General features: G+C 62.8%; 25 protein-coding genes and 1 tRNA gene. 15 read left to right on the top strand and 11 right to left on the bottom strand.

The genetic code is table 11. From position 1 onward, the window contains the following. A protein-coding gene (locus tag RSE12_08920; GenBank protein ID WRH64773.1) for an IS5 family transposase occupies window positions 1–770 on the bottom strand; the annotation gives its coding sequence in 2 pieces (ribosomal slippage) (window positions 1–434 and window positions 434–770; 771 coding nt in all). Between the two features lie 388 nt (window positions 771–1,158). Between RSE12_08920 and RSE12_08915 the strand changes: the two genes are divergently transcribed. The 12 genes from RSE12_08915 to RSE12_08860 all read left to right on the top strand — a co-directional run bounded on the left by RSE12_08915 (window position 1,159) and on the right by RSE12_08860 (window position 9,268). Next, a complete protein-coding gene (locus RSE12_08915) occupies window positions 1,159–2,448 on the top strand; it encodes an integrase arm-type DNA-binding domain-containing protein (GenBank protein WRH64422.1) in 1,290 nt (429 codons plus the stop codon). A gap of 311 nt (window positions 2,449–2,759) precedes the next feature. Continuing rightward, window positions 2,760–2,948 carry an AlpA family transcriptional regulator gene (locus RSE12_08910; GenBank protein WRH64421.1) on the top strand — a complete coding sequence of 63 codons (189 nt, stop codon included), beginning with the start codon at window positions 2,760–2,762 and terminating at the stop codon, window positions 2,946–2,948. After that, the gene (locus RSE12_08905; GenBank protein ID WRH64420.1) at window positions 2,948–3,352 is read left to right on the top strand and encodes a hypothetical protein; all 405 of its coding nucleotides are present in this window, start codon (window positions 2,948–2,950) and stop codon (window positions 3,350–3,352) included. The genes RSE12_08910 and RSE12_08905 overlap by 1 nt, the downstream gene beginning before the upstream one ends. A gap of 634 nt (window positions 3,353–3,986) precedes the next feature. Then, entirely contained in the window at window positions 3,987–4,331 is a 345-nt protein-coding gene (locus RSE12_08900) for a toprim domain-containing protein (protein WRH64419.1), read from the top strand. Next, window positions 4,328–5,827: a DUF3987 domain-containing protein gene (locus tag RSE12_08895; GenBank protein WRH64418.1), complete on the top strand. Its 1,500-nt coding sequence runs from the start codon at window positions 4,328–4,330 to the stop codon at window positions 5,825–5,827. The genes RSE12_08900 and RSE12_08895 overlap by 4 nt, the downstream gene beginning before the upstream one ends. Before the next feature lie 680 nt (window positions 5,828–6,507). Further along, window positions 6,508–6,948: a hypothetical protein gene (locus RSE12_08890; GenBank protein ID WRH64417.1), complete on the top strand. Its 441-nt coding sequence runs from the start codon at window positions 6,508–6,510 to the stop codon at window positions 6,946–6,948. Beyond that, window positions 6,945–7,316 (top strand): hypothetical protein, encoded by a 372-nt coding sequence (locus tag RSE12_08885; GenBank protein ID WRH64416.1) that lies wholly within the window; start codon window positions 6,945–6,947, stop codon window positions 7,314–7,316. Before RSE12_08890 ends, RSE12_08885 begins: the two co-directional genes overlap by 4 nt. After that, window positions 7,309–7,497: a hypothetical protein gene (locus RSE12_08880; GenBank protein WRH64415.1), complete on the top strand. Its 189-nt coding sequence runs from the start codon at window positions 7,309–7,311 to the stop codon at window positions 7,495–7,497. Before RSE12_08885 ends, RSE12_08880 begins: the two co-directional genes overlap by 8 nt. Window positions 7,498–8,317: 820 nt before the next feature. Further along, window positions 8,318–8,629 carry a hypothetical protein gene (locus RSE12_08875; protein ID WRH64414.1) on the top strand — a complete coding sequence of 104 codons (312 nt, stop codon included), beginning with the start codon at window positions 8,318–8,320 and terminating at the stop codon, window positions 8,627–8,629. A 68-nt stretch (window positions 8,630–8,697) separates the two neighbouring features. Then, window positions 8,698–8,880, top strand: coding sequence for a hypothetical protein (locus RSE12_08870; GenBank protein WRH64413.1), 183 nt, complete (start codon window positions 8,698–8,700; stop codon window positions 8,878–8,880). After that, entirely contained in the window at window positions 8,877–9,083 is a 207-nt protein-coding gene (locus tag RSE12_08865; GenBank protein WRH64412.1) for a hypothetical protein, read from the top strand. The genes RSE12_08870 and RSE12_08865 overlap by 4 nt, the downstream gene beginning before the upstream one ends. Next, window positions 9,080–9,268 carry a hypothetical protein gene (locus RSE12_08860; GenBank protein WRH64411.1) on the top strand — a complete coding sequence of 63 codons (189 nt, stop codon included), beginning with the start codon at window positions 9,080–9,082 and terminating at the stop codon, window positions 9,266–9,268. Before RSE12_08865 ends, RSE12_08860 begins: the two co-directional genes overlap by 4 nt. A gap of 731 nt (window positions 9,269–9,999) precedes the next feature. On the opposite strand, the gene RSE12_08855 is transcribed toward RSE12_08860, so the two are convergent. The 4 genes from RSE12_08855 to RSE12_08840 all read right to left on the bottom strand — a co-directional run bounded on the left by RSE12_08855 (window position 10,000) and on the right by RSE12_08840 (window position 14,478). Further along, window positions 10,000–10,089, bottom strand: a tRNA-Ser gene (locus RSE12_08855). A 65-nt stretch (window positions 10,090–10,154) separates the two neighbouring features. Then, window positions 10,155–10,874, bottom strand: coding sequence for an alanyl-tRNA editing protein (locus RSE12_08850; GenBank protein WRH64410.1), 720 nt, complete (start codon window positions 10,872–10,874; stop codon window positions 10,155–10,157). After that, on the bottom strand, window positions 10,871–13,447 hold the full coding sequence (locus tag RSE12_08845) for a DUF3772 domain-containing protein (GenBank protein ID WRH64409.1): 2,577 nt from the start codon (window positions 13,445–13,447) through the stop codon (window positions 10,871–10,873). The genes RSE12_08850 and RSE12_08845 overlap by 4 nt, the downstream gene beginning before the upstream one ends. Beyond that, window positions 13,444–14,478 (bottom strand): cysteine synthase A, encoded by a 1,035-nt coding sequence (locus RSE12_08840; GenBank protein ID WRH64408.1) that lies wholly within the window; start codon window positions 14,476–14,478, stop codon window positions 13,444–13,446. Before RSE12_08840 ends, RSE12_08845 begins: the two co-directional genes overlap by 4 nt. Before the next feature lie 309 nt (window positions 14,479–14,787). Here RSE12_08840 and RSE12_08835 point away from each other — a divergent pair, with 309 nt between their 5' ends. Continuing rightward, window positions 14,788–16,275, top strand: coding sequence for a nucleobase:cation symporter-2 family protein (locus tag RSE12_08835; GenBank protein WRH64407.1), 1,488 nt, complete (start codon window positions 14,788–14,790; stop codon window positions 16,273–16,275). Between the two features lie 168 nt (window positions 16,276–16,443). Here RSE12_08835 and RSE12_08830 read toward each other — a convergent pair whose 3' ends face one another. The 5 genes from RSE12_08830 to RSE12_08810 all read right to left on the bottom strand — a co-directional run bounded on the left by RSE12_08830 (window position 16,444) and on the right by RSE12_08810 (window position 20,507). Beyond that, window positions 16,444–17,064: a helix-turn-helix transcriptional regulator gene (locus RSE12_08830; protein ID WRH64406.1), complete on the bottom strand. Its 621-nt coding sequence runs from the start codon at window positions 17,062–17,064 to the stop codon at window positions 16,444–16,446. Further along, window positions 17,061–17,501 (bottom strand): PepSY domain-containing protein, encoded by a 441-nt coding sequence (locus RSE12_08825; GenBank protein WRH64405.1) that lies wholly within the window; start codon window positions 17,499–17,501, stop codon window positions 17,061–17,063. Before RSE12_08825 ends, RSE12_08830 begins: the two co-directional genes overlap by 4 nt. Window positions 17,502–17,637: 136 nt before the next feature. Further along, entirely contained in the window at window positions 17,638–18,084 is a 447-nt protein-coding gene (locus RSE12_08820; protein WRH64404.1) for a hypothetical protein, read from the bottom strand. 168 nt (window positions 18,085–18,252) lie between these two features. Further along, window positions 18,253–19,650: an aspartate aminotransferase family protein gene (locus tag RSE12_08815; protein ID WRH64403.1), complete on the bottom strand. Its 1,398-nt coding sequence runs from the start codon at window positions 19,648–19,650 to the stop codon at window positions 18,253–18,255. Between the two features lie 197 nt (window positions 19,651–19,847). After that, on the bottom strand, window positions 19,848–20,507 hold the full coding sequence (locus RSE12_08810) for a GntR family transcriptional regulator (protein WRH64402.1): 660 nt from the start codon (window positions 20,505–20,507) through the stop codon (window positions 19,848–19,850). A 204-nt stretch (window positions 20,508–20,711) separates the two neighbouring features. Between RSE12_08810 and RSE12_08805 the strand changes: the two genes are divergently transcribed. Together RSE12_08805 and RSE12_08800 are read left to right on the top strand one after the other, a co-directional pair. After that, complete coding sequence (locus tag RSE12_08805; GenBank protein ID WRH64401.1) at window positions 20,712–21,767, top strand: sugar phosphate isomerase/epimerase; 1,056 nt, start codon at window positions 20,712–20,714, stop codon at window positions 21,765–21,767. 71 nt (window positions 21,768–21,838) lie between these two features. Further along, window positions 21,839–23,014, top strand: a complete 1,176-nt coding sequence (locus RSE12_08800) for a Gfo/Idh/MocA family oxidoreductase (protein ID WRH64400.1) — start codon at window positions 21,839–21,841, stop codon at window positions 23,012–23,014. A 15-nt stretch (window positions 23,015–23,029) separates the two neighbouring features. On the opposite strand, the gene RSE12_08795 is transcribed toward RSE12_08800, so the two are convergent. Further along, window positions 23,030–24,148 carry a gamma-glutamylcyclotransferase gene (locus RSE12_08795; protein WRH64399.1) on the bottom strand — a complete coding sequence of 373 codons (1,119 nt, stop codon included), beginning with the start codon at window positions 24,146–24,148 and terminating at the stop codon, window positions 23,030–23,032. Between the last annotated feature and the right edge of the window lie 12 nt (window positions 24,149–24,160).

Below are 24,160 nucleotides of genomic sequence, written 5' to 3'. Positions count from 1 at the left end.
TCAAAGCCAGAACAAGACGGTTGCGGCCAAAGCGACGGCGGAGAGGAAGACCTTCGGGCACCTGTCGTAGCGGGTGGCGATGCGGCGCCAGTCCTTCAGCCTGCCAAACATGATCTCGATGCGGTTGCGGCGCTTGTAGCGGCGCCTGTCGTAGCGGACGGCCTTTCCGCGCGACTTCCGACCGGGGATGCAGGGGCGTATCCCCTTGTCTTTTAACGCATCCCGGAACCAGTCGGCGTCGTAGCCCCGATCAGCGATCAGCCATTCCGCGGCCGGTAAACTGCCAAGCAGCGCCGCGGCGCCGGTGTAGTCGCTGACCTGGCCTGCCGTCATGAAGAACCGAAGCGGGCGGCCCTTGGCATCGGTCACGGCGTGCAGTTTGGTGTTCAACCCGCCCTTCGTGCGCCCGATCAGGCGCCCGCGTTGATCGTCGGGCCCCCCTTTTTCGCCCGCAGGCTTGAGGCCGTGCGGTGCGCCTTGAGGTAGGTCGCATCGATCATGACGACCTTCTCCTCGCCGCCTTCGGAGGCCAGTCCCTCCATCATCCGGGCAAAGACCCCCATCTCGCCCCACCGCTTCCAGCGATTGTAGAGGGTCTTGGGCGGGCCATACTCCCTAGGCGCGTCGCACCATCTCAACCCGTTGCGATTGATGAAGATAATGCCGCTCAGCACGCGCCGGTCGTCGACCCTCGGCTTGCCATGGCTCTTCGGAAGGAACGGCTTCAACCGCTCCATCTGCTCATCGGACAGCCAGAAAAGGTTGCTCATCATCACCCCCGTCAGTTCGGGAGCTTGAATCACGCAGGCCGCGCGGCCACAAGCAAATCAATGGGTCCTGACCCTAGGGCGTCTTCCAATATCAGTAATTCAAGCGGTCTGAAGTTGTTGGGTTTATTGATGGGTAGCTTTGAAAGTCACCCGAAAAAAACCTCTTGTATCAGCGAGGTATGGCGGACAGTGAGGCCGCCCGCGCAAGTTTCGGTGACGTTCGGAGCGACCCGCGCAACCCTATAAAATAAAGGCGCTTTCCCCTTCCAAAGTCCGGCAATGTCCGGCACAATCCAACCCAAGCCGCTGCATATTGGGGGATAGAATGGCGCAATTGGGGGATAGCGGGACGCCCGCGCCGGAACGGGGGCGCAAGCCGAAGAAGGCTATGACCGCGCGCCAAGTCGAGACGGCGGGACCGGGGAAGCACTTTGACGGCAACGGCCTTTTCCTTCGCGTTGCTGAGACGGGCGGGCGGCAATGGGTGCAGCGCATTACCGTTCGCGGGAAGCGTGTTGAAATCGGCTTGGGTTCGCCCCCTGTCGTAACGCTGGCAGACGCCCGCGCCCTTGCGCTGTCGAACAAGCGGCTTGCCCTTCGCGGTTTGGACCCATCGGAGGAAAAGGAAAAGGCGGCGGAGGCGGAGCGGCAAAAGGAGGCCGCAAAGCTGACCTTTGGCGATGCTGTGACCCAATACCTTGCCGTGAAGCTGGAAGGATTCCGCAACGAAAAGCACAAGCTGCAATGGAAATCGACGCTGGAGACCTACGCTAACCCGGTGCTGGGCAAGATGGCGGTATCTGACATTCGCACGAAAGACGTGTTGCGGGTGCTGCAACCCATCTGGACAACTAAGACCGTCACGGCAACCCGCGTTCGGCAAAGGATTGAAGCTGTCTTGGCATGGTCCAAGGCACAAGGGTATCGCGAAGGTGACAACCCCGCCGCGTGGCGGAATGACCTTAAGTATTTGCTGCCGGAACCGGGCAAGGTGGCAGACAAGGACAATCAACCCGCCCTTGCGCTGGGCGATGTATCGCGCTGGTGGGGCGACCTGTCGGAGCGTGAAGGGATGGCCGCGCGGGCGCTGCAATTCCTCGCCCTGACCGCCGCCCGTTCGGGTGAAGTCCGGGGCATGACATGGGCCGAAGTGACCATAACCCCTGCCGACAATCCGACAAAACCCGACAAAACTCCCCGCACTGGCCTTTGGACCGTTCCGGCTTCACGGATGAAAAACGGGCGGGAACATCGCGTTCCCCTGACCGCCGAAGCTGTCGCCCTGCTGGAGGCCCTGCCCCGCATGAAAGATAGCCCCTATGTTTTCTTTGCCCCGCGCGGTGGGGAATTGTCGGATATGTCCATTAGCGCCGTCATGCGCCGGATGCAGGATACTAAAACCGACGCGGGCGAAGCTGGTTATCTGGACCCGCGCAATGGCCGCGCTGCCGTTCCGCATGGCTTGCGTTCAACGTTCCGGCAATGGGCGGCGGAGACGGGTTATCCCCGCGATATGAGCGAACTTGCCCTAGCCCATTTTATCGGTTCCGAAGTCGAAAGGGCTTATCAACGGTCCGACATGCTGGAGCGGCGGCGGGCGATGCTGGAGCATTGGGGGCGGTTCATTCGGGGCGAAGATGCGGGCGGAGTGGTAGTGCCGTTCGCCCGTGAAGCCTAAGCCGACGCCCGACGAAACCCGACAAAACCCCCACATGTTGAACGCAACCGCCGCAATCCACATTTTCTAGCGGACGCTATGGCATTCCATGTTGACGCGGCGCTAAAAATGACCGATGCTGAACACGCCCTTACTCTGTCCAGAGTGTGGGAAGTTGGAGAAGGCGCGGAGTAATCTGCGCCTTTCCCATTTTATAGGGGAGTCTGTCTAACGGCAGGTTCCCCTTTTTCTTTTGCCTGAGAGGCAATGCCAAGCCGCCCGCTTAACCGCGTGGCGGCTTTTTTCATTTCCACAACCCGAAAGGAACGACCATGGCGACAATTCTGCGCCTTCCTAAAGTATTGGAAAGAACTGGGCTGGGCCGCACTACAGTTTATGATGGCATCAAAGCGGGAACCTTCCCGCGCCCCATCAAGCTGGGGGTTCGTGCTGTTGGCTGGGTAGAGGCCGATATTGACGCTTGGCTTAGCGCCCGCGTGGAAGCGGCGGGGGTGAACTAATGACCGACGCGGCACAAATGCAAAACCCGGCCCCGCTGGAACGGGAACCGGGCTATTCGCGGCACGGTGATTTTATAACATCGCGCCCCACGTTTGCCCAGAGAATTACTAAGCGGGCGGACCTTCCGAAGATGCGTGACCCGGCAATCTATCTTGTCGAAGATGCTGCCGGAACCGCCCGCCATGTTGTCCAGAAACGGGCGCGGCAAGTGCTAGAGGCACTTATGCGGGAACCGATTTTCTGCGCTTCCCCTGTCCGGCTTGGCCCTGCCGTCCAGCAACTTCGCGAAATCTTTGGAGAGGGTGCAATCGAGACCGTCTGGCATGAAGTCGGAGAGGGCGACGAATACACGCGGTTCGGTAGTTACCACCTTCGCGCGGGCATTCGGAGGGCATCGGAATGACGGCCCTACAGATACGCCGCTTACAAGCCCGGTTCGGGCTAACTGCAACGCAAGCCGCCCTAGTGGCGGCTTTTGTGTTTTCTGGGGGTGCGGAATGATTGACGCCCGTTCCCTGACCATGCAGCTAGGCGGGCGCTGGCATGGGCGCTATGGCGTTGCGCCTTGCCCTGTCTGCCAACCTGACCGCCGCAAGGACCAAAACGCCCTGACCCTTGCGGACGGCGATTCCCGCCTTTTGGCAGATTGCAAGAAAACACAATGCAGCTTCCGCGACATTGCGGCGGCGGCTGGCATCGCCCCCGGTGACTTCACGCCCCCGGACCCGGCGGAAATAATGCGCCGTGAAGCCGAACGGCGGGCGCTGGAGGCGAAGCGGGCGGAGCAAGCCGAACGCCTTTGGCTGGCATCCATGCCGATAGAGGGGACGATTGCAGAGCGTTACCTAAGGGGGCGCGGGATAACTTGCGCCCTGCCCCCGACGCTGCGCTTCAAGCGGGATTGCTTCCATGGTCCTACCGCGCAACGGCATCCTGCAATGGTGGCGCTATATCAAGGCTGTGAAGGTTTCGCGGTTCATAGAACCTGGATTAAGCCCGATGGCACGGGGAAGGCGGACATACCGACACAAAAGGCAATGTGGGGGACAAACAAGGGCGGCGCTATCCGGCTGTCTGAGGGTGGCGGGCGGCTTGTGGTGGCAGAGGGCATAGAAACCGCACTAAGCCTCTTGTGCGGCTTGCTGGATGGCCCGTTTACCCTTTGGGCAGGTGGTAGCACTTCCGGCCTTCGCGGCCTGTCCCTGCCCCCCGTTCCCGGTTCACTGATTATCGGGCGAGACAACGGCAAGCCGGGTGGAGACGCGGCCTTTGCACTGGCAGAGCGGGCAACGTCGCTTGGCTGGGCGGTGTCAATTCTAACGCCGCCCGACTGCTACCCCGACTTCAACGACATGCTTACAGGAAAGGCGGTGGCGGCATGAACGCGCAACTGCAACCCATCCCCTTTGAGCCTGATTGGCCCAAGCCCCATAGCCGCTTTATCCGCAATGAACTTCCCCCCGCGCCTGTCTTGCCCTTAGATGACGTTCTAGGCCCGGTGCTGGCCCGCTGGGTGAAGGATGCGGCACGGTCAAAGGCTGCGCCTGCGGATTATGTTTTCGCGGGCTTACTGTCTGTCGCGGGTGCTTTGATTGGCAATGCGCGCTGGGCGGCCCCAAATGAAAGCTGGAAAGTCCCGCCGATAATCTGGTGCATCTGCATTGGAAGGCCCAGCGCCGGGAAAAGCCCCGCACTGGACGCGGTGCTAGAACCGTTGCGCCGGGTGGAGGCCCCTATCCGGCAAGCCGCCGAAGCGGAGCGGGCAGAGTGGGCCGAACGGGCGGAAGTCGCCAAGATTGCCGAAACCGATTGGCGCGAACGCGTTCGAGACGCAATCAAAAAGGGCATCCAAACGCCGTCCAAGCCTGAGATGGCAGACCCCGGCGAACAACCCCATATGACGCGGCTTGTCGTGAATGACGGGACCATTGAAAAGCTGGCCCATATCCTTTCGCGGCAACCGCGCGGAACGCTGCAAATGCGCGACGAACTTGCCGGATGGCTGCAAGGGATGACGCGTTATTCAAGCGGGGGTAATGACCGCCCGTTTTGGCTGGAGGCATGGGGCGGCGGCGGCTTCACTGTCGAACGAATGTCACGCGACCCGGTAACTATCGAACGGCTGTCAATCGGGGTGCTGGGTGGCATCCAACCCGACAAACTGAAATCGCTTCTAATCAAGGTGGATGATGACGGCTTGTTAGCGCGGCTTCTGCCCATCTGGCCCGACCCTATGCCAGTTATGCGGGCTGACCGCTTTGCAGATAGCGCCATGATTGAAGCGGCCTTTGCGCGGCTTCTGTCGCTGCAAATGGTGACGAATGAGGCGGGGCGGGAACGGCCTTGGATTGTTCCCTTCACGGGCGAAGCTGCGGACATGATGCACGACTTCCGCGTTGCCGTTGCCGATTGGGAACGGGACGCCGAAGGGCTGTTGCTGTCATTCGTCGGGAAGATGGCGGGCTATGCCGCGCGGATTGCGCTGGTGCTGGCATTTCTGGACATGGCGGCGGAAGGGCAAGCGGAGCCGCGTGAAATCACGGCAGGACACTTCGCCCGCGCCGCCCATCTGGTGGAGGCGTATCTTCTGCCAATGGCGCGGCGGGCTTATGCGGACGGCTTGACCCCACAAGAGCGCGCGGCAAGGCGGCTGGTGCAGCATATCCGCGACCATCGGCTTACCACATTCACGGCCCGCGAAGTCCTGCGGTGCGAACTTGCCGGACTAACGACAAGCGCGGAACTAACCCCGGTTCTATCCTTGTTGGAAGATGCGGAGTGCATCCGCTTTGTTCCCCCGGACGATAGCGCCAAGGGCGGACGGCCCGAACGCCGATACACGGTTAACCCGCAATTGCTGAGGGAGGTTCCCCGGTGACTAGATGGCTGGAAGCGGCCCGCAAGGCTGGATGGAATGGCGCGAAAGGCGGGGAGGAAAACCCCGCCCCATCGGCCCTTGGGTTATGTCAGGTTTCGTCGGGTGTCCCTGAGGGGGAAGCCGCCCGCGCGGAACTGCGGAGCGATGAAATAGCCCCGCCTGTCGAGACTAGGTTTCGTCGGGTTTTGTCGGGTGTCCCTGACCCGGCAAAGCCTGCGCCGGGGGTTTTGTCGGGTTCTGTCAGGGTGTCGGAGAGGGTGGAGCCTGTCCAAGCGGCCCCATCGGAAAGCGACCCGGAAACCCTACTTGCATGGCTTCGCCTTCACGGCCCCAGCACCTACGGGGCGGCGGCAACTGCGCTGCGGTGGGGTGCTACGCGGGCTTGGCAAGCGGAGGCGCGTCTAAGGGCATCGGGGCGCGTCTGGATAGATGGCACGGGCAAAACACAAGTGACGGATGGCGACCCGGAAAAGGGGGTGCGGGATGACGCTTGAAAGGCGACTTGCGCGGCTGGAGGCTACCCGCCCGATAGCCGCCCCAGCTTCCGCCCCGCTGGAATTGCCGCACGAATTACACTTGCGCGTCATGGCCGCGATGGAGGCCGGGACTTTCCCCGCTTCGCTTTCGGACGCTGACCTTCACGAAATCATCGAACTTGCTGAGACCCAAAGGGGGCTAGAATGACTACCCGTAAAAACGGCGGCACAACGGAAGGCCGCGACAAGTCGGGGCGGTTTGGACCCGGCAACCCCGGACGCCCGCAAGGGAGCCGCCATAGGGCCACACAAGCCGCCCTAGCCCTTCTGGACGGTGAAGCCGAAGCCCTGACCCGGCAAGCCGTGACGATGGCCCTAGAGGGAGATTCAACGGCCTTGCGCTTGTGTCTGGAGCGGATAGCGCCGCCCCGCAAGGATGCGCCCGTTACTTTCACGTTGCCCGCAATGGAGACCGCGAAGGATGCGGCACGGGCGGCGGCTGCGGTGCTGGAGGCGGTGGCGCTGGGCGACCTGACCCCGACCGAAGGCGCGCATATCATGGGGCTTGTCGAGACCTACCGCCGAACGCTGGAAACAACCGAACTGGAGGCGCGGATTGCGGCGCTGGAAGGGGGCAAGGAATGAGCCTTAAGCAACGATTGGCGAAGCTGGAAGCGGTGTCAGGGGATCCTGTCGAACCGCTTTCGGAGGGCGTTTTGCGGCAACTGGAGACGCTGGCCGATGGCATGGCGGCGCTGGGCTGGGACCGGGCGGAGGCATTGGAGGCGCTGGTTTACTTCCAAAGGCACAACGGCAAGCCGGTGGATGACGCCCCCATAACTGGGGCGGACGCCCGCGCCATAGGCCGCTTGGAAGCTGACCCGGAACTAAGGGAACTGGTTTTCGTGAAGGCTGTAATCGAGTGGCGCAACTTCCCCCTGAATTGCACGGCACAAGAGGCGGCGGGCATTATTGGCGGGCTGCGGGACATGCTGGAGGGCGAAGATGCTTAAGGGCAGGATTGCGAAGCTGGAGGCCGCGCGGGGACAAGCGCCGGACCCGGACGCGGACGCGGCCTTTCAAGCCATTGTCGCATGGCTGGAGGCTATGGGCGCGCGGATTGCGGCGGGCGACGAAAGCGCAAGGGCGGAGATGATTGCGACGATGGAAGCCCTAAAGGCGGGGGAGCGGTAATGCTGCGGAGACGATTGGAAGCCCTAGAACGCAATGCGCCCAGCGCCGCCGCTGGTGGCCCTAGCGTCATTTTCCTAGTGGGTGACGGAGAACCGGGCGGGGCATTTGTGAAGGTGGGGAAGCAATTTGAGAGCGTCACGCGGCTGGAGGGCGAGACCGCCGAAGCCTTTGAGGCGCGGTGCAATGCAATGGCGGGCGAGTGACCCAAGGGCCGGGATTGTCACGCCTTCACGGCAACCCCGGCCTGTCACTTCCGCAATTTCTTGTCCGGGGTATCACCAAACCACATCCGCCCATCTTTCGGCCCATCCCAAGGATTGCCGAACTCTTTTGGCGCTGGGGGTTCTTCGCCTTCCGTTAGTGCAATCTTAACCCCGCGCCGTTCCGACCTATGCGCGAAGGACTTGAACGCCTTTTCACTGGCGGCTGTGAAAAAGGATGCAATCGGGGTTTTGCGCCGTGACCGTGACACTACACGCCCCCGCGAACCGCAACGCCCGCCCCGACCGATACTGACCCAGCTTCTAGGAACTGGACGCCCTGCGCTTCAAAGGCGCGGCGGATGGCTTCAACGGTATCATGGCGGCCCCCTACTGGCCCTTTCGTGGCGTCTAGCCGCTGGATTGTCGGATAGCTGACCCCGGACTGTTCCGCCAAATCGGAAGCCGTCCAACCTAGCAGGGACCGGGCGGCCCTTATCTGTTCCCCATTCATCGGAAGCCCCTTTGATAGAAAATCTATTGCGCTTGATAGATAGCCTATTGCAAGACTGTCTATCATTGATTATAGATAATCTATCGAAACCGATAGGGCAACCGCCATGATTGACCGCCGCGCCGTTATGCAAGCCGCCTGGACCATCGCCCGCCGCTTCGCTGGCAACCGTGAAACGTGGGGGCAACGCCTTTCCCGCGCGCTGAAATCGGTTTGGTGGGATGCAAAGGAAAAGGCCCGCCAAGCCGCCGAAGCTATCCGCGCCGCCGCTGCCCATGCCGAAGCGATGGCCCGCACAACCGTTGCCGAACTTCGCGCCGAACTGGACTGGCTGGAAAATTCCGACGCCCGCCTAGGCTGGCAGAGACAAGAGCGGATTAGCTTTCTGCGCCGCGAACTGGACCGCCGCGCCGCCTGACCATCGCCGGGGGTGTGCGCAAAATTGCGGAGACCCCCCCTAACTTTCACGCAAGAGAGAGGAAAGACATGACCGACCCACTTCTAGCCGCTTCCGATGAAGTCGGATTCGCCCGCGACCTTTGCGACCTGATTGCAGAAAGCGGACACGCTGGAGCCGCCGCCGCTGCCCTTCACGCTTCCGACCGTCTGGCAAAGGCCCTGCAACTGATTAGGGTCGCGATGGCGGATAACACGAAAGGCGGTGCATGATGGAAGCGCACGGCGAGACCGATATGAAACTTAGCCGCGCCAAACACCTTGCAAGCGCGATTGCTGACCTAGCAGAGGCCAATAGCTACCTTTCGTCTGGCGACCCTGAGGCGCAACGGTTTGTAACGCTGGTGGAGGTGTTGCGGGACGCAATCGACGCCGCGCAAGCCTGTCACGATGCAGAATGGAAGGCCCGCACATGACCGAGGATAGGAAGGAATGGGCGGCGGCTTGGGATATGTGCGCACATTTGCAGGCGTTGCTTAGGGCCGCGTCTTTCCTGCGCGACCATGCCGATACCGACCATCTAGCGATGCACGGCCTAAGCGGAGTGTTGACCGCTGCGGAGCGGGTGGCGGATGAACTTCTTTCGCAAGTGGATAGGTGAGATATGGAGCCGACAACATGGGCGAAGGCTTCCGACCTTCACGGCCTTCTAGTCGCGGCGCAATGCGTGACCGAAAGCAGCTTAGGCCCAGAGGATAGGGCAACGGGGCTTGCGGCAATCCTGACCGTTGCGGAGCGGCTGGCCCTAGAGGTTAGGGACGCTGCGGAGGCGGCGGAACGGCTGGGGGTAGTGCCGCGAAGGGGTAATGCCGGATAATCCGGCAATATGAAACGCCCCCGCCTTAGGGCTGTCCAAATCTGGAGATACCCAAAGCCCCTGCCCAGCGCGGGGGCTTTCCTTTTGGGCGCGGGGTTAACCCCCGTGGTTATACCTTGCGGCAAGGTATCCGCTACGCGCGTAGGGCTGGGTGCAATGCACCTACCCCTTCGCCTAAGCCTGACCGCCTGTCGAGTTTTCGGACGCCGGAGAAGCGGGCGGCTTACCGTTGCGATGCTTTCATTTGCGTTCATTGGTGCCGGAGCCGATAGGGCCGCTTCCAAATACGCCCCCGCGCCGCATTATCCGGGGAAGCTGGCCCCGTGACCGTGAAGCCAAATGCCCTTGCGGAGGGGATTAGCCCGACCTGTCGCCTATCCTGTCACGCGATTGTGAGCCGCCCCAAGTCCGGCAAAATCCGCCCCGATACGGGGCAAGCCGGGTTCAATTGGGGGATTTTTTGGGGGATAGGCCAGGAGCGGACCCAATAAAATCAATACGTTAGGTATGAAAAATGGCGGACAGTGAGGGATTCGAACCCTCGAGACGGTTCCCCGCCTACACACTTTCCAGGCGTGCGCCTTCGACCACTCGGCCAACTGTCCGTCCGGCACTCCATAAGCGTTGGAAACCAGAGGCGCAAGGGGCCTGCGGCGGTCAATTTCGACGTTCACTCCAGCAGGGTGATCGACACGCGGCGGTTCTGACGGCCCTTCTTTTCGATCTTGCCGATCTCGACCCGCCCGATCTCGGCGGTGCGGGCGACGTGGGTGCCGCCGCAGGGTTGCAGGTCGACCTGAGTCGGCCCGGTGCCGATGCGGACCAGCCGCACGCGGCCCTGCCCCACCGGGGGATGGACCGACATCGTCTTGACGAGACCGGGATTGGCGGCCAGTTCGGCATCGGTGATCCAGCTGTCCGATACCGGCAGGTCCAGCCCGATCAGGGCGTTCAGCCGGTCTTCCAGCATCTGCACATCTTCGGGCGGATCTGGCATGTCGAAATCCAGCCGCCCACGTTCGGCGCCGATCTGGCCGCCGGTGACCGGCAGCGGGATCACAACTGACAAAAGGTGCAGCGCCGTATGCACGCGCATGTGGCGGTGGCGGCGGTCCCAATCCAGCCGCTGGACCACGGTGCAGCCGACCGGCGGCATCGGCGCAGGTTCGGCTGGCACCAGTGCGATGGCGCCCCCCTCGGCCTTGACGGCGGTGGCGATGGAGAGTTGCCCGCCGTCCCAGAACAGGGTGCCAGAATCGCCGGGCTGTCCGCCGCCCGTGGCATAGAACAGGCTTCTGTCGCAGATCACCCCACCTTCGGCGGTATGGCCGATCACGATGGCCGTGGCCTCGCGCAGATAGGCGTCACTGCGGAACAGGGGTTCGGTCATGGGTCTTGCTGCCTTTCGGTCGGATCGCGCGCCTCGGCGGTGCCGCCGGGATTTTGCACCCGCGACGGGGCCCGTCGCTTTGGTAAGGGGGCCTCTGGTGCCAGGGGTTCAGGCGCGGCTTCGGCCTTTTTGCTGCCGGGCAGGTCGATCCCTTCCTCAGCAAAGCGTTGCACGATCCTGTGGTTGATTTCACTGCGCACCTGCAACGAGAAGTTGACGTCGCGCAGGATGATCCGCATTTCGAAATTCATCCATTCTGTGCCGAACCCCATGAAGACGATGGATGGCGGCGGGTTCAGGATGGCCAAGGGCTGTGCCTCGGCGATTTCGCGCAGGATGCGTTCGACCTTACGGGTATCGCTGCCCAGCACGACCGAGACCGGCACCACCAGCCGCCCGGTCAGGTTGAACCGCGTCCAGTTCGTGACGCGCTGGGTCACCAGATCGGCATTCGGGACGATCACATCGGACCGGTCAAAGGTTTGAATCCGGGTGGAGCGGACCGAGATTGCCTTGACCGTGCCCTGCACATTGCCGACCTCGATCCAGTCGCCTTCGCTGACCGGGCGTTCGATCAGCAGGATGATGCCAGAGACGAAGTTCGACACGATGTTCTGAAGGCCGAAACCGATACCCACCGAAAGGGCACCGGCGACGATGGCCAGACCTGACAGGTCGATCCCTGCGAAGTTGATCGCCAGAAGTGCCGCGAGGAAGATGCCGATATAGCCGACGCCCGAGACAATAGCGTTTTGCCCCCCCTGATCCAGCGTCGTGCGCGGCAGGACCGATCCGCGCAGCGCCCCCTGAAACAGGCGCGTGAGCATGTAGCCGACAGCGAAGATGATGGCGAAGAACAGGAAATCGGTGGGCGATACGCGGGTATTGCCCATCTGAAAGCCGGTCAGAAAGCGCTGCCATAATTCGGTAATGTCAGCCGGGCGCGCGCCCCAGATCACGGCGAAGAGCGGGATCGAGGCCAGCGACATCGCAAAGCCGATCAGTACGGGGATCAGGCCTTCCTGATCGGCGGCATCGGATCGGGTGATCAAGCCGTAAAGATCACCCACCAGCCGTTGCGCGACCAGAAGCACCGCAACCAGCCCCAGCGAGATGACCGAGGGGAAGACCAGCGCCGTTGCCGCCGCGATATAGCCGACCGCACCCAACAGCACGCCGGCAAGCCCTGTCAGCATAACCCCGCGCGCGAGAAGGCCCAGCACGCGAAGCCCGAAGCTGAGCGATTCATCGCCCGCACCTGCGCTGCGCACATGGCGGCGCAGCAACTGGCCCATGCGGAAGATCAGCACCGCCATGGTGGCCAGAAGCGGGAAGCCCAGCACCGCGTTGGCGGTATCGCTGGCCGTTATCTCCAACAGCACAGCCTGACGCAGCGCCTCGATCCCCAGCACAAGGCCGATGGTGCGGGCCAGAAAGCGGCCTTCGGCGCGGCGCTCCGGAACGGGAATACCTGCGGTGTCGGTGCCATCCTCGAAGGGAAAGATGGTCGTGCCCAGCCAGTTCGCAGCGCAAATCGTGAAGATGATCGCCGGAAAGATCAGGACGGTGGCAGTGCCGACGGGGCCGGTCAGATTGGTCAGGATAACCGCTTCTGCCAGCGCCAGCGCGCCCAGTGTCGGCAGGATGATCTGCAAGAGCGAGATCATCAGCGATACGACACGTCGCCCGCGCGCGGTTTTGGGTTTCGGCAATCGTTGCTGAACCGGCTCAAGGATGCGCCGTGTCATCGACATCAGGGCAAGGCCCACCACGGCCAAAAGCAGGATCAGCGGCAGGTTGTCGAACAGGGCCTGTCGGCCAGAACTGCGCGCCCAGCGTGACGTGGTTTCCGTCCAAAGTGCCACGGTCACATCGCCAAGCACGGCGATGGCTTCGGGCCAATTCGCAGGGTTGATGGGCGAGGGCCAGAGTTGCAGCAACTGGCTGGCCTGCCGTTCGCGCAGGACGCGGTCCACTTCGCCGATCAACCCGTCGGCGCGGCGATAGGCTTCTTCGGCGGCGATGCCGGGGGCTTGCAGACGGACAAGCTGATCAGAAAGCTGCTGGCGGCGTTGGGCGATTTCGGCCGCCTCTGTCTCACCCTCGGCGGGGGTGGGGCCAAGCGCGGCGATCTGGTCGCGCAAGGTGGTGATGCGCGTGGAATTGGTGTTCTGCGCCACGAGGAATGCCGCCCGCCAATCGACGATCTGGGCGCGCAGCGCGTCGAGCACACGGCTGTCGGCATCAGGATTGGCCAGCACATCTTCGGCCCGGTCGGCAGCGCGTTCCCATTCCGCGTAATCAAGCGCGTTGCTGCGGCCTGATCCTTTGGAGACGACAACCGTGTTGCCGCTTTGTGCTGGGGTGGCGGCGGGTGTGGTGGTGGTCGTGACGACTGTCCCTACGGCCGATCCGCCCTGCCCGCTTGGCGCAGTCTGCTCTGCCGGGGCTTCTGGCGCGGGTGTGGTCGTAGTCTGGGCGTGGGCCGCTGGCAGCGCCACAATCGCCGCCAAAAGCGCAGCACAGGCGACGTGTTTCAATCGGGCCAGAACAGCTTGTGCCGCCTTGGTCATGCGTCCTCGAACACCGTCGGGATGGCGCGCGGCGCGCGGTCCAGCCAGGCCGGGACGGGCAGCCCCTTTTCCTTGAGGAAGGCAGGGTTATAGAGCTTGGACTGGTAGCGGTTGCCGTAATCGCACAGGATCGTCACGATCGTGTGGCCTGGCCCCATATCCTTGGCCATGCGGATCGCGCCCGCGATGTTGATGCCCGACGATCCGCCAAGGCAGATGCCTTCATCCTGAAGCATGTCAAAGACAAGCGGCAGCGCCTCGGCATCCGGGATGCGATAGCTGTAATCGGGGGTAAATCCTTCGAGGTTGGCCGTGATGCGCCCCTGACCGATGCCTTCGGTGATCGAGGTACCGGGGCTTTCCAGCACGCCGGTCGTGTAGAAGGAATGCAGCGCCGCGCCTTCGGGATCGGCCAGACCGATCTTAACGCCCTTGGGTTGCAGTGCCAGCCCCACGCCCGCCAGCGTGCCACCCGACCCGACCGCGCAGATGAAGCCGTCCACCTTGCCACCGGTCTGTTCCCAGATTTCGGGGGCGGTGGTTTCGATATGGGCCTGACGGTTGGCCACGTTGTCAAACTGGTTGGCCCAGACCGCGCCGTTGGGTTCGGTCCGCGCCAGCGCTTCGGCCAGACGGCCGGAATAGCGGACGTAGTTGTTGGGGTTCTTGTAGGGAGCGGCAGGCACCTGCACCAGTTCCGCCCCGGCGAGGCGGAGCATATCCTTCTTTTCCTGGCTTTGGGTTTCCGGAATGACGATCACCGTGCGGAACCCCATCGACGCGCCCACCAGCGCCAGCCCGATACCGGTATTGCCTGCCGTGCCTTCGACAATCGTGCCGCCCGGTTTCAGCGCCCCGCGCGCCACTGCGTCGCGGATGATGTACAGCGCGGCCCGGTCCTTGACCGATTGGCCGGGATTGAGGAATTCGCACTTCCCCAGAATGGTGCAGCCCGTCATCTCGCTGGCATGTTTCAGCTTGATCAGGGGGGTATTGCCGATCGTCTCGGCCAGATCGCTGTAAATCTGCATGGGCTGTCCTTCGCTCTTTGCCCAACGTGTAGGCGCGGGCGGCGGAAATCTCAAGTCATGCAGGGCAAACAGGCGGTTTCACCCTCTGGCCCCTGCACAAACAGTTTCAAATATTCCGATAGGCCGGATGTTTTCAGAAGGGCCTATCCTCCGCCCCCACCGACCGGCCTGACTCGGCGCGTTGAAAGCGTTGCGGCGGGCCACCCAAACCCCGGCACCAAGACCGGGGCCCTAACCGGACTGCAAGCCCGAGGGGGGCTGCAGAGACGGCGCGAAGAACAACACCCCTCAGGGAAAGGAACGAAACTCATGACCCAAGCGGTCCATCCGGTGGATGAAATTCTGCCAACACCCAAGCTGTTTACCCTTGGCCTTCAACATGTGCTGGTGATGTATGCCGGCGCGGTGGCCGTGCCGCTTATCATCGGGCGCGCGCTGAAATTGGAACCGGCCGATGTGGCCTTCCTGATTTCGGCCGATCTGTTCGTCTGCGGCATCGTCACGCTGATCCAGTCGCTGGGGGCGACGCAATGGTTCGGCATCCGCCTGCCGGTGATGATGGGCGTGACCTTTGCCGCCGTCGGCCCGATGGTGGCCATGGCCAACACCCAAGGCGGAGGCGACGGTGCACGCGCTATCTTTGGTGCGATCATGGCGGCGGGGGTGATCTCGATGCTGATTGCGCCCTTCATCAGCCGGATGCTGCGATTCTTCCCCCCTGTGGTGACCGGGACGATCATCCTTGTGATCGGGGTCAGCCTGATGCGGATCGGGATCAACTGGATTTTCGGCAACCCGGTCGGCCCCACCGCGCCGCAGATCGTGGACCCCGCCCATGCGGCATGGCTGACCTCGGTCACCGAAGGGATCACCGCAGGCAGCGTAACCGGCGTGCCGGAGATGCCTGCCGGACTGGCGCTGGCGGCCAAGATGAACAACCCGGCCTACGCGCCTTTGGGCAATATCCTGATTTCGGCCATCGTGCTTGTCTCGATCCTGCTGATCGCGCGCTTTGCCCGTGGGTTCATCGCCAATATCTCGGTCCTGCTGGGAATCGTGATCGGGGCGCTGATCGCCATTGCCACGGGTGCGATGACATTCACCAAGGTGGGCGAGGCGGCGTGGTTCGGGTTGATCACGCCCTTCCATTTCGGAATGCCGACCTTTGATCCGGTGATGATCGTGACCATGACCTTGGTGATGATCGTGGTGATGATCGAATCCACCGGCATGTTCCTTGCGCTTGGTGACATGACGGGGCGAAAGGTGGATCAGCCGATGCTGTCGGCAGGTCTGCGGACCGATGGGCTTGGCACGCTGATCGGGGGCATCTTCAACACCTTTCCCTACACGTCCTTCTCGCAGAATGTGGGTCTGGTGGGGGTGACGGGGGTTCGGTCGCGCTTTGTCTGCGTGGCGGGCGGGATCATCCTGATCCTGCTGGGTCTTGTACCAAAGATGGGCGCGCTGATCGAATCGCTGCCCACGATGGTGCTGGGCGGAGCGGGGATCGTGATGTTCGGGATGGTCGCCGCCACTGGCATCCGCATTCTGGCAGGGGTGGATTTCGCAAAGAACCGCAACAACCTGTTCATTGTAGCGGTCAGCCTCGGCTTCGGGATGATCCCGCTGCTGGCCCCCAACTTCAAGATGTGGATGCCCCATGACATCCATCCGTTGATCGAAAGCGGCATCCTGCTGGCGTCGGTCGCCGCAGTTGCGCTGAACGCCTTCTTCAACGGGGCGACGTTGAACGAGGCCGATATCAAGGCCGCAGCCGCAGCCGCCGATCACTGAGAAAAAAACGCAAAAGGGCGGCGGTCTGCGCGACCGCCGCCCTTTTCTTTTGTGAAAGACCGATCCTTCGCCCGTGGTGACGGGCAGAGCGTCGGCGTTCAGGTCCGTATCGACTATGCGGCGTCCGCGCGGCAACACAGCTGTGCGACACCAACCACAGGAAACCTGTCAGCGCAGTGCAAAGCTTTCTGCGGGCCTATGGATCGGCGCGTTCGCCGGCCCGTTTGTTTGCGTGATTTCGGCGGCGGGGCCGACCGCCAGCAGGTCTTCGATGAAAAGCGACAGAAACTGCGGCCGACCATTCACCCCCGCCTTGCGATAGATGGAATTCGTCTGGGTCTTGACCGTTCCTTCGGTCGTCTCGCGCAGCGCGGCGATCTGGGCCAGAGAGAACCCCTTCATCGCAAAAAGCGCCACGTCTCGTTCGGCCGCCGTCAGTCCCCATTCCGAGAACCGCTCTTCCATCAGGTCCTGAAATGCACCCGCCGCCCGGCGCAGGCGCGTTTGGGCATCCGACAGCGCGCGTTCTGCTGCCAGACAGTCCAGTTCTGCGTTGTTGCGTTCTATCAGCACGCGCATCAGCATCACCGTGCCCAGCACCACGCCTGCGATCAGCCCGAGAACCGCCCCGACCTCCAGCGTTTCGCGCGTTTCCCAACTGATCGGCTGCGTCGGGATAAGAAAGACCGAAGTGAGCATGTCATAGGTAAAGAAGGCCGAGCAGACCAACTGGCAGCACACTATCACAAACAGGGCGATCGGAGAGCCCGACAAAAATCTGCGGTTCACGGTTCAAAGCCCGTCGCATAGCCGTCAACCTGCTCGGCGGACAAGCCGGAGCCCATGGTGATCTCGGCAGAGATCACCCCATCCTCCCCTTCTTCCAGATCAACAATGATTTCGGCAAAGTCGGTCACGCGACGCGCGGCACCAACACCGTCAGAATCGTTACCGCCCCCGGCTTCAACTTCGACTTCGACTTCGATCGGGTCAAGAAAATCGCGCAACACCTCGCCCGAGGTGGGATGGACGATGATTTCACGCGCACGCCCGTCAATCCAGCCGACCACCCGCAACCGCCCAAGCCAGGTTCGGGTTACCAATATATCGCGGTAGCCTTTCTGTTGCAGGACGATAACGATCTTGTCGGTAACCATCTGCTGCGGCGGATCCGACTGCGCCGCCGCTTCGCCTGCAAACCCTGCCATGGCCAGCAGGATCGCCATTCCCGTCTTCTTCATTCGCATACTCGCAGCCGCTTAACTCAACAACACCCCAAGAACCTGCCTGTACAGGACGGCAAAGTCCATTTCCACCGAGCAAATATGACCCCGGCATGGGTGGTGCCGGGGTCCAGTGGCATCAGTTGCAGAGCAGTTCGTTTTTCTTGACGTTCGCCGCATCACATGCGGGCGTCTCTGCATCCCCGTCGCCATCGGTCGAAAACACGTCCGTGCTTCCCGACGCCAGCCCAGCGTCGGCTTCGATGATGGCCACGTCTTCGCCGATCATTTCGATGGTAAAGCTCACCACCTCGTCGGTCGATCCTGTGCATACCCCTTCGGCCATGTCTCCAGCGATCACCCCGGCTTGATTGCCTGCTTGGTACGCGCAACCCGCCATCGTGATCAGTTCAACATCCACGGTGGCGCCGGTCTCGTCCTCGACTTCGATCAAATCAATGACGACTTCGATGACGTCCTGTTCCGTGCCAGCATCGCTTGCATGATTGGTATCAGCCCAAGCTGAACTCGCACAGATCAGGCTTGCCAGCGCGACGGCACCAGCGAAGTTCTGGTCGAAAGGCATTCGTTGTCCCTCAAGAGGTACCGTGACTTGCAACTCGGACGGTGGACACGTCCGATATGCATTCAGCAATACAAAAAAAACCTGCCGCTCCATCTGCGGCAGGTTGATCCGGGTGGCTTTCAACGAAAGTTAGATACGCCCGCGCCGCATCTTACGGCGCAGGTGCCCTCAGGCCTTGGCGACCAACAGACCGTCGGCCTTCAGACCCGCATAGCTTTCGTCCAGCGATTTGGTCGCCCGCGCGATCAGCGTGTCGATCTCGGCCGGCGTGATAACCAGCGGCGGCGCGATGATCATCCGGTCACCCACATGGCGCATGATCAGGTTGTTGGCAAAGCACCGCTCGCGCGTGCGCAGGCCGACAGTGCCCGCTTCAGAGGCGAACTTCGCCCGCTTGGCCTTGTCCGGCGTCAGCGCGATAGAGCCCATCAGGCCCACCAGCTTTGCCTCACCCACGAGCGGGTGATCGGCCAGCGCGGCCCAGCGCTCGGCCAGGTAGGGATGGGCCACATCGCGCACATGCTCGACAATGCCTTCTTCCTGAATGATGCGCAGGTTTTCCAGCGCGACAGCCGCCGCAACCGGGTGCCCGGAATAGGTATAGCCGTGGAAGAATTCGCCCCCTTCGGCCACCACCGCCGCCACATCATCACAAACGATGGATCCGCCGATGGGCTGATAGCCCGAGGACAGGCCCTTTGCGATGGTCATGATGTGCGGCTTGATGCCGAAGGTCTGCGATCCGAACCAGTTGCCGGTGCGGCCAAAGCCGGTGATCACCTCATCCGCGATCAGCAGGATGCCGTACTTGTCGCAGATGCGCTGAATCTCGGGCCAATAGGTGGCGGGCGGGATGATCACGCCGCCTGCACCCTGCACCGGTTCACCGATGAAAGCCGCGACGTTTTCCACGCCGAGTTCAAGGATCTTGTCCTCAAGCTGACGCGCGCGGGCGATGCCGAAGTCGGCCTCGGACATATCCTCGCCCTCGCCCCACCAATAGGGCTGGTCGATATGGACGATCCCGTCGATCATGCCGCCATGGGCATGGATCGGGGCCATCCCGCCAAGGCTGCCTCCGCCCATGGTCGAGCCGTGATAGCCGTTCTTGCGCGCGATGATCACGCGCTTGTCGGGCTGGCCCTTGACCTGCCAATAGCGCCGAACAAGGCGGATATTGGTGTCATTCGCCTCGGACCCGGAGCCTGCAAAAAACACGTGGTTCAAATCGCCCGGTGCCAGTTCGGCGATCTTGGCCGCCAGCGCGATGGCGGGCACATGGGTGGTTTGAAAGAAGGTGTTGTAATAGGCCAGTTCTTCCATCTGCCGCGCGGCGACATCAGCCAATTCCTTGCGGCCATATCCGATGTTCACGCACCACAGCCCGGCCATCCCATCAAGGATCTGATTGCCTTCGCTGTCGGTCAGCCAGACGCCCTTGCCGCGGGTAATGACCCGCGCGCCCTTTTTGGCCAGACCAGTGGAATCGGTGAACGGGTGCATGTGATGCGCCGCGTCCAAGGCCTGCAATTCGGCCGTCGGCATATGGTTGGTGATCATGTTCATGGAAGGGCCCTCGCGGAATCAGCGGCCCGCCAAACCGGCAGGCTTCACGCATCAGCATATGATCAAACGCGCCCGCCATCAAGGAATTTGATCAAATTATCGAACGCGCGGTTCCGAAATCGACCCGGCTTCATCTTGGCCCAAATACCCTGGGGTCTGGGGCAACGCCCCAGCGGCCGGGGCCGGGCGGAACGCCCTCATATCTCGCCCTGCGCCTGAGCCTGGCGGATCTGGTCGATCCCCTGCTGGATGTCGTTCTCGATGGCACGCGCCAGCGCCACCGTGTCACCCGCCCGCATCGCGGCGAGGGCCTCTTCGTGGCGGTCCGGCAGGGCCGAAGCGCCGTACCGCGCGCAGACCACCCGCAGGGAAGGGCCAAAGCGCAGCCAGAGGGAACGCGCGATATCCACCAGAATGGGCGCCTGCGACGCCTCATAGAGCGCAAAGTGAAAGACGTGGTTGGCCTCCAGATAACCGCTCACCGCGCCCGCCCGGATGGTCTGATCCACCTGATCATCTATGGCCTCCAGCCGGTCGATCAGATCCGGCGTCAGGTGGCGGCCGGCCAGTTCGGCCAGCTTCGGCTCCACCGTCAGACGCACAAAGGCCAATTGGTCCAGCAATGCGGGCGTCAGTTGCGGCACGGCCACGCGGCGGTTGCCCTGCGGGAGCAACGCGCCTTCGGCGGTCAGGCGGCGGATCGCCTCGCGCACAGGGGTCATGCCGGCATCCAGATCGCGGATCAGGCCCTGAATCGTGACCGGCTGGCCGGGCTGCAGGTGCCCGAAGAGGATCATGTCGCGCAGGCGGCCATAGGTGACCTCATGCGACGGTATCTTGCGCGTCTCTTCGTCCATCCGCCCTGCCCTGCCAGTCTTTGCGACAGCTAACCTTTGCCTGTGGATTTGATCAAGTTGCAAAGCATGGCGCAAAGACCCTTGCGATGATCATTTTCCTTGAACCGCACCCGGTGGCGCAGTCAGATAAGGCAGGTTTACCCGGTCCGGCCCGGCATCCCTGCGCCAGAAGTGCCACGGCGAAACCAAAAGGGAGGAGTCACAATGAAAACCATCAAGGGCCCTGCGCTGTTTCTGGCGCAGTTCGCGGGCGATGCCGCGCCGTTCAATTCATGGAAATCCATCACCCGCTGGGCCGCAGATTGCGGCTATGTGGGCGTGCAGGTGCCAAGCTGGGACGGGCGGCTGTTCGATCTGGACAAGGCGGCGGCGTCCAAGGACTATTGCGACACGTTCAAGGGCGAGGCCGCCGAGGCGGGCATCACCGTGACAGAGCTGTCCACCCATTTGCAGGGCCAGCTGGTGGCTGTGCACCCGGCCTATGACAGCGCCTTTGACGGCTTTGCTGCCCCTGCCGTGCGGGGAAACCCGAAGGCGCGGACCGAATGGGCGGTGGATCAGGTCAAGAAGGCGCTGACTGCCAGCCGCAATCTTGGCCTGTCGGCCCATGCCACCTTTTCCGGGGCTCTGGCCTGGCCTTACGTCTATCCGTGGCCGCAGCGCCCGGCCGGCCTGATCGAAGAGGCCTTTGACGAATTGGCCCGCCGCTGGCTGCCGATCCTGAACCATGCCGAAGAGATGGGGATCGACGTCTGCTATGAAATCCACCCCGGCGAAGACCTGCATGACGGGATCAGCTACGAGATGTTTCTGGACCGGGTTAAGGGGCATGCGCGGGCCTGCATGCTGTACGATCCGTCGCATTACGTGCTTCAGCATCTGAACTATCTGGATCACATCGACATCTACCACGACCGCATCCGCATGTTCCACGTCAAGGATGCCGAGCTGAACCCGACCGGGCGGCAGGGCGTTTATGGCGGGTTCCAATCCTGGGTCAACCGCGCGGGCCGCTTCCGCAGCCCCGGCGACGGGCAGGTGGATTTCGTGGGCATCTTCTCGAAGCTCACGCAATACGGCTTTGACGGCTGGGCTGTGGTGGAATGGGAATGCTGCCTGAAGCACCCCGAGGATGGGGCGCGAGAGGGCGCGGAATTCGTGCGCAACCACATCATCCGCGTGACGGAAAAGGCCTTTGACGATTTCGCCGATGCGGGCACCGACCGCGCCGCAAACCGCCGGATGCTGGGTCTGGACTGAGCGGGCGGAGCGGGGGTCAGCCCCCGCACCCCCGGGATATTTTCACAGAGAAGATGAGGGAGAGGGTCAGAATGGCCATCACAAGGGCACATGTCGCGCGGGCGCCGCGCATCCGGCTGGGCATGGTGGGGGGTGGGCGCGATGCCTTTATCGGCGCGGTCCACCGCATCGCCGCGCGGATCGATGATCAGTATGAATTGGTGGCCGGGTGCTTTTCCGCCAATCCGGAAAAGAGCGCGGCATCCGGGGCCGATCTGGGGGTGGACCCAAAGCGCACCTATGCCAGCTTTGCCGACATGGCCACGCGTGAAGCGCGCCGCAAGGACGGGATCGAGGCGGTGGCCATCGTCACGCCCAACCACATGCACGCCCCCGTGGCGATGCAGTTCCTGCGACGGGGTATCCATGTGATCTGCGACAAGCCCCTGACCGCCACCCTGCCCGAGGCCAAACGTCTGGCCAAGGCAGCCGAGGCGTCGGGCGTGATCTTTGCGCTGACGCACAATTACACCGGCTATCCGATGATCCGGCAGGCGGCGGCCATGGTCCGCAATGGCGATCTGGGCGAGATCCGAGTGGTGCAGGTCGAATATGCGCAGGACTGGCTGGCCGAACCCATTGAACAAAGCGGCCAGAAGCAGGCCGACTGGCGTACCGACCCAGCACGCACCGGCGCGGGCGGATCGACGGGGGATATCGGCACCCATGCCTTCAACCTTGCCGCCTTTGTCACCGGGCTGGAGCTCGACAGTCTTGCTGCCGATCTGCAAAGTTTCGTTGCGGGGCGGCGGGTGGATGACAATGGCCATGTCATGCTGCGCTACAAAGGCGGCGCGCGGGGGATGCTGTGGTGTTCGCAGGTGGCATCAGGCTGCGAAAACGGGTTGCGGCTGCGCGTCTATGGCACAAAAGCCGGGATCGAATGGGCGCAGGAAGACCCGAACTATCTGTGGGTCGGGCCGCTGGGCCAGCCGAAATACCGCCTGACCCGGGGCGGGGCCGGATCGGGGCCAGAGGCGGGCCGCGTGACCCGCGTTCCACCCGGCCACCCCGAAGGCTATCTGGAAGGCTTTGCCAATATCTATGCCGAAGCCGCCCGCGCCATCATTGCCCGGCGCGATGGCAGCGCTCTTGACCCTGCCGTCACCTTCCCCGGATTGAAGGACGGGCTGGACGGCGTGGCCTTTGTCGATGCCTGCGTGCGGTCATCGAAACGCAACGGGGCCTGGGTGTCGCTGGCCCTGTGATCCGGTCGGGCGGGGTCAGCCCCCCGCCCGTATCCGGGCGCGTTCGCGCTGCAGCCAGAGCGCCGTCAGGATCAGGGGGGAATTGGCAATCTCGCCGCTGGCCACCAATTCCATCATCCGGTCGAAGCTGATCAGATGGCCGCGAATGTCCTCGGCCTCATCCTCTTGGCCGAAGACGCCCGCTATGCCATCGGGCAAGTCGACCAACCCGACATAAGAATAAAGATATTCCGTCATGATCCCCGGGCTGGGATAGTATTGCGCCACCGGCAGCAGCGCGCCCAGCGTCAGCCCCGCTTCTTCCACAGCCTCGCGCCGCCCAGCCTGTTCCGGCGTTTCGCCTGCGTCGATCCGGCCTGCAATCGCCTCCAATTGCCAAGCCCCGGCATCGCCGCGCGCCATCGGGCCGGCGCGGAACTGTTCGATCAGCAGGACACGGTCACGGACCGGATCATAGGGCAGCACCGTCACCGCATCGCAAGAAACGAAGACCGCCCGTTCCACCGGCGCATTCAGCGACCCGTCGAATTGCCGCCAAGCGACCTGCCATTCTTCCACCGAAAAGAATTTGGCATAGGCGAGCCTGCGGTCTGCCACCTGCAGATCATCGGGACCTGCTACCCGCCGCAGCGACGAAACGGAAGGTTCCTTCGCCCGCACGGCGCTGGCGCCCCGCACCAGCATCGCGCCGTAGCGCGCGGCAATCGCGGCAGCAGGGACGCGCCCCATCAGCGCCATGAAATCCCCCGCCGTCGCGACGGCTGCATCGCCGTAGCGCGCCACCCAATCGGACAGGGACCAGACCGCACCGGCCTTGGCATCGGCTGCATCGGGGAAATAGACGCGGGCCATGACCGCCTGCCCTTCGGCCTGCACCTGAACCTCGCGCGTGAAGTAACCAAAGCCGCCTTCGTAGAAATCCAGCCGGGCGACATCGGCATCGGTCAAGCCGTCGAGCAGCAGGCCCTCGGCCATGGCCCCGGCCTGCGTGATCAGCAACGGATAGGGCGCGTCCTTGGCCCAGCAGACAGCATGATCGGCCAGCACGGCAGGTTGACCGGGCAGGTCACGCCCCAGCACCTGCCGCAATAGCGGGGCATGGCAAAGGGTGCCGAAAAAGAAGAAGCGCGCCATGGCTGCGATGAT

Source organism: Fuscovulum sp. (assembly GCA_035192965.1).
Lineage (GTDB): Bacteria > Pseudomonadota > Alphaproteobacteria > Rhodobacterales > Rhodobacteraceae > Paragemmobacter.
Note: the sequence above shows the minus strand (reverse complement) of the source record. Positions and strands in the feature narration are given on the sequence as shown.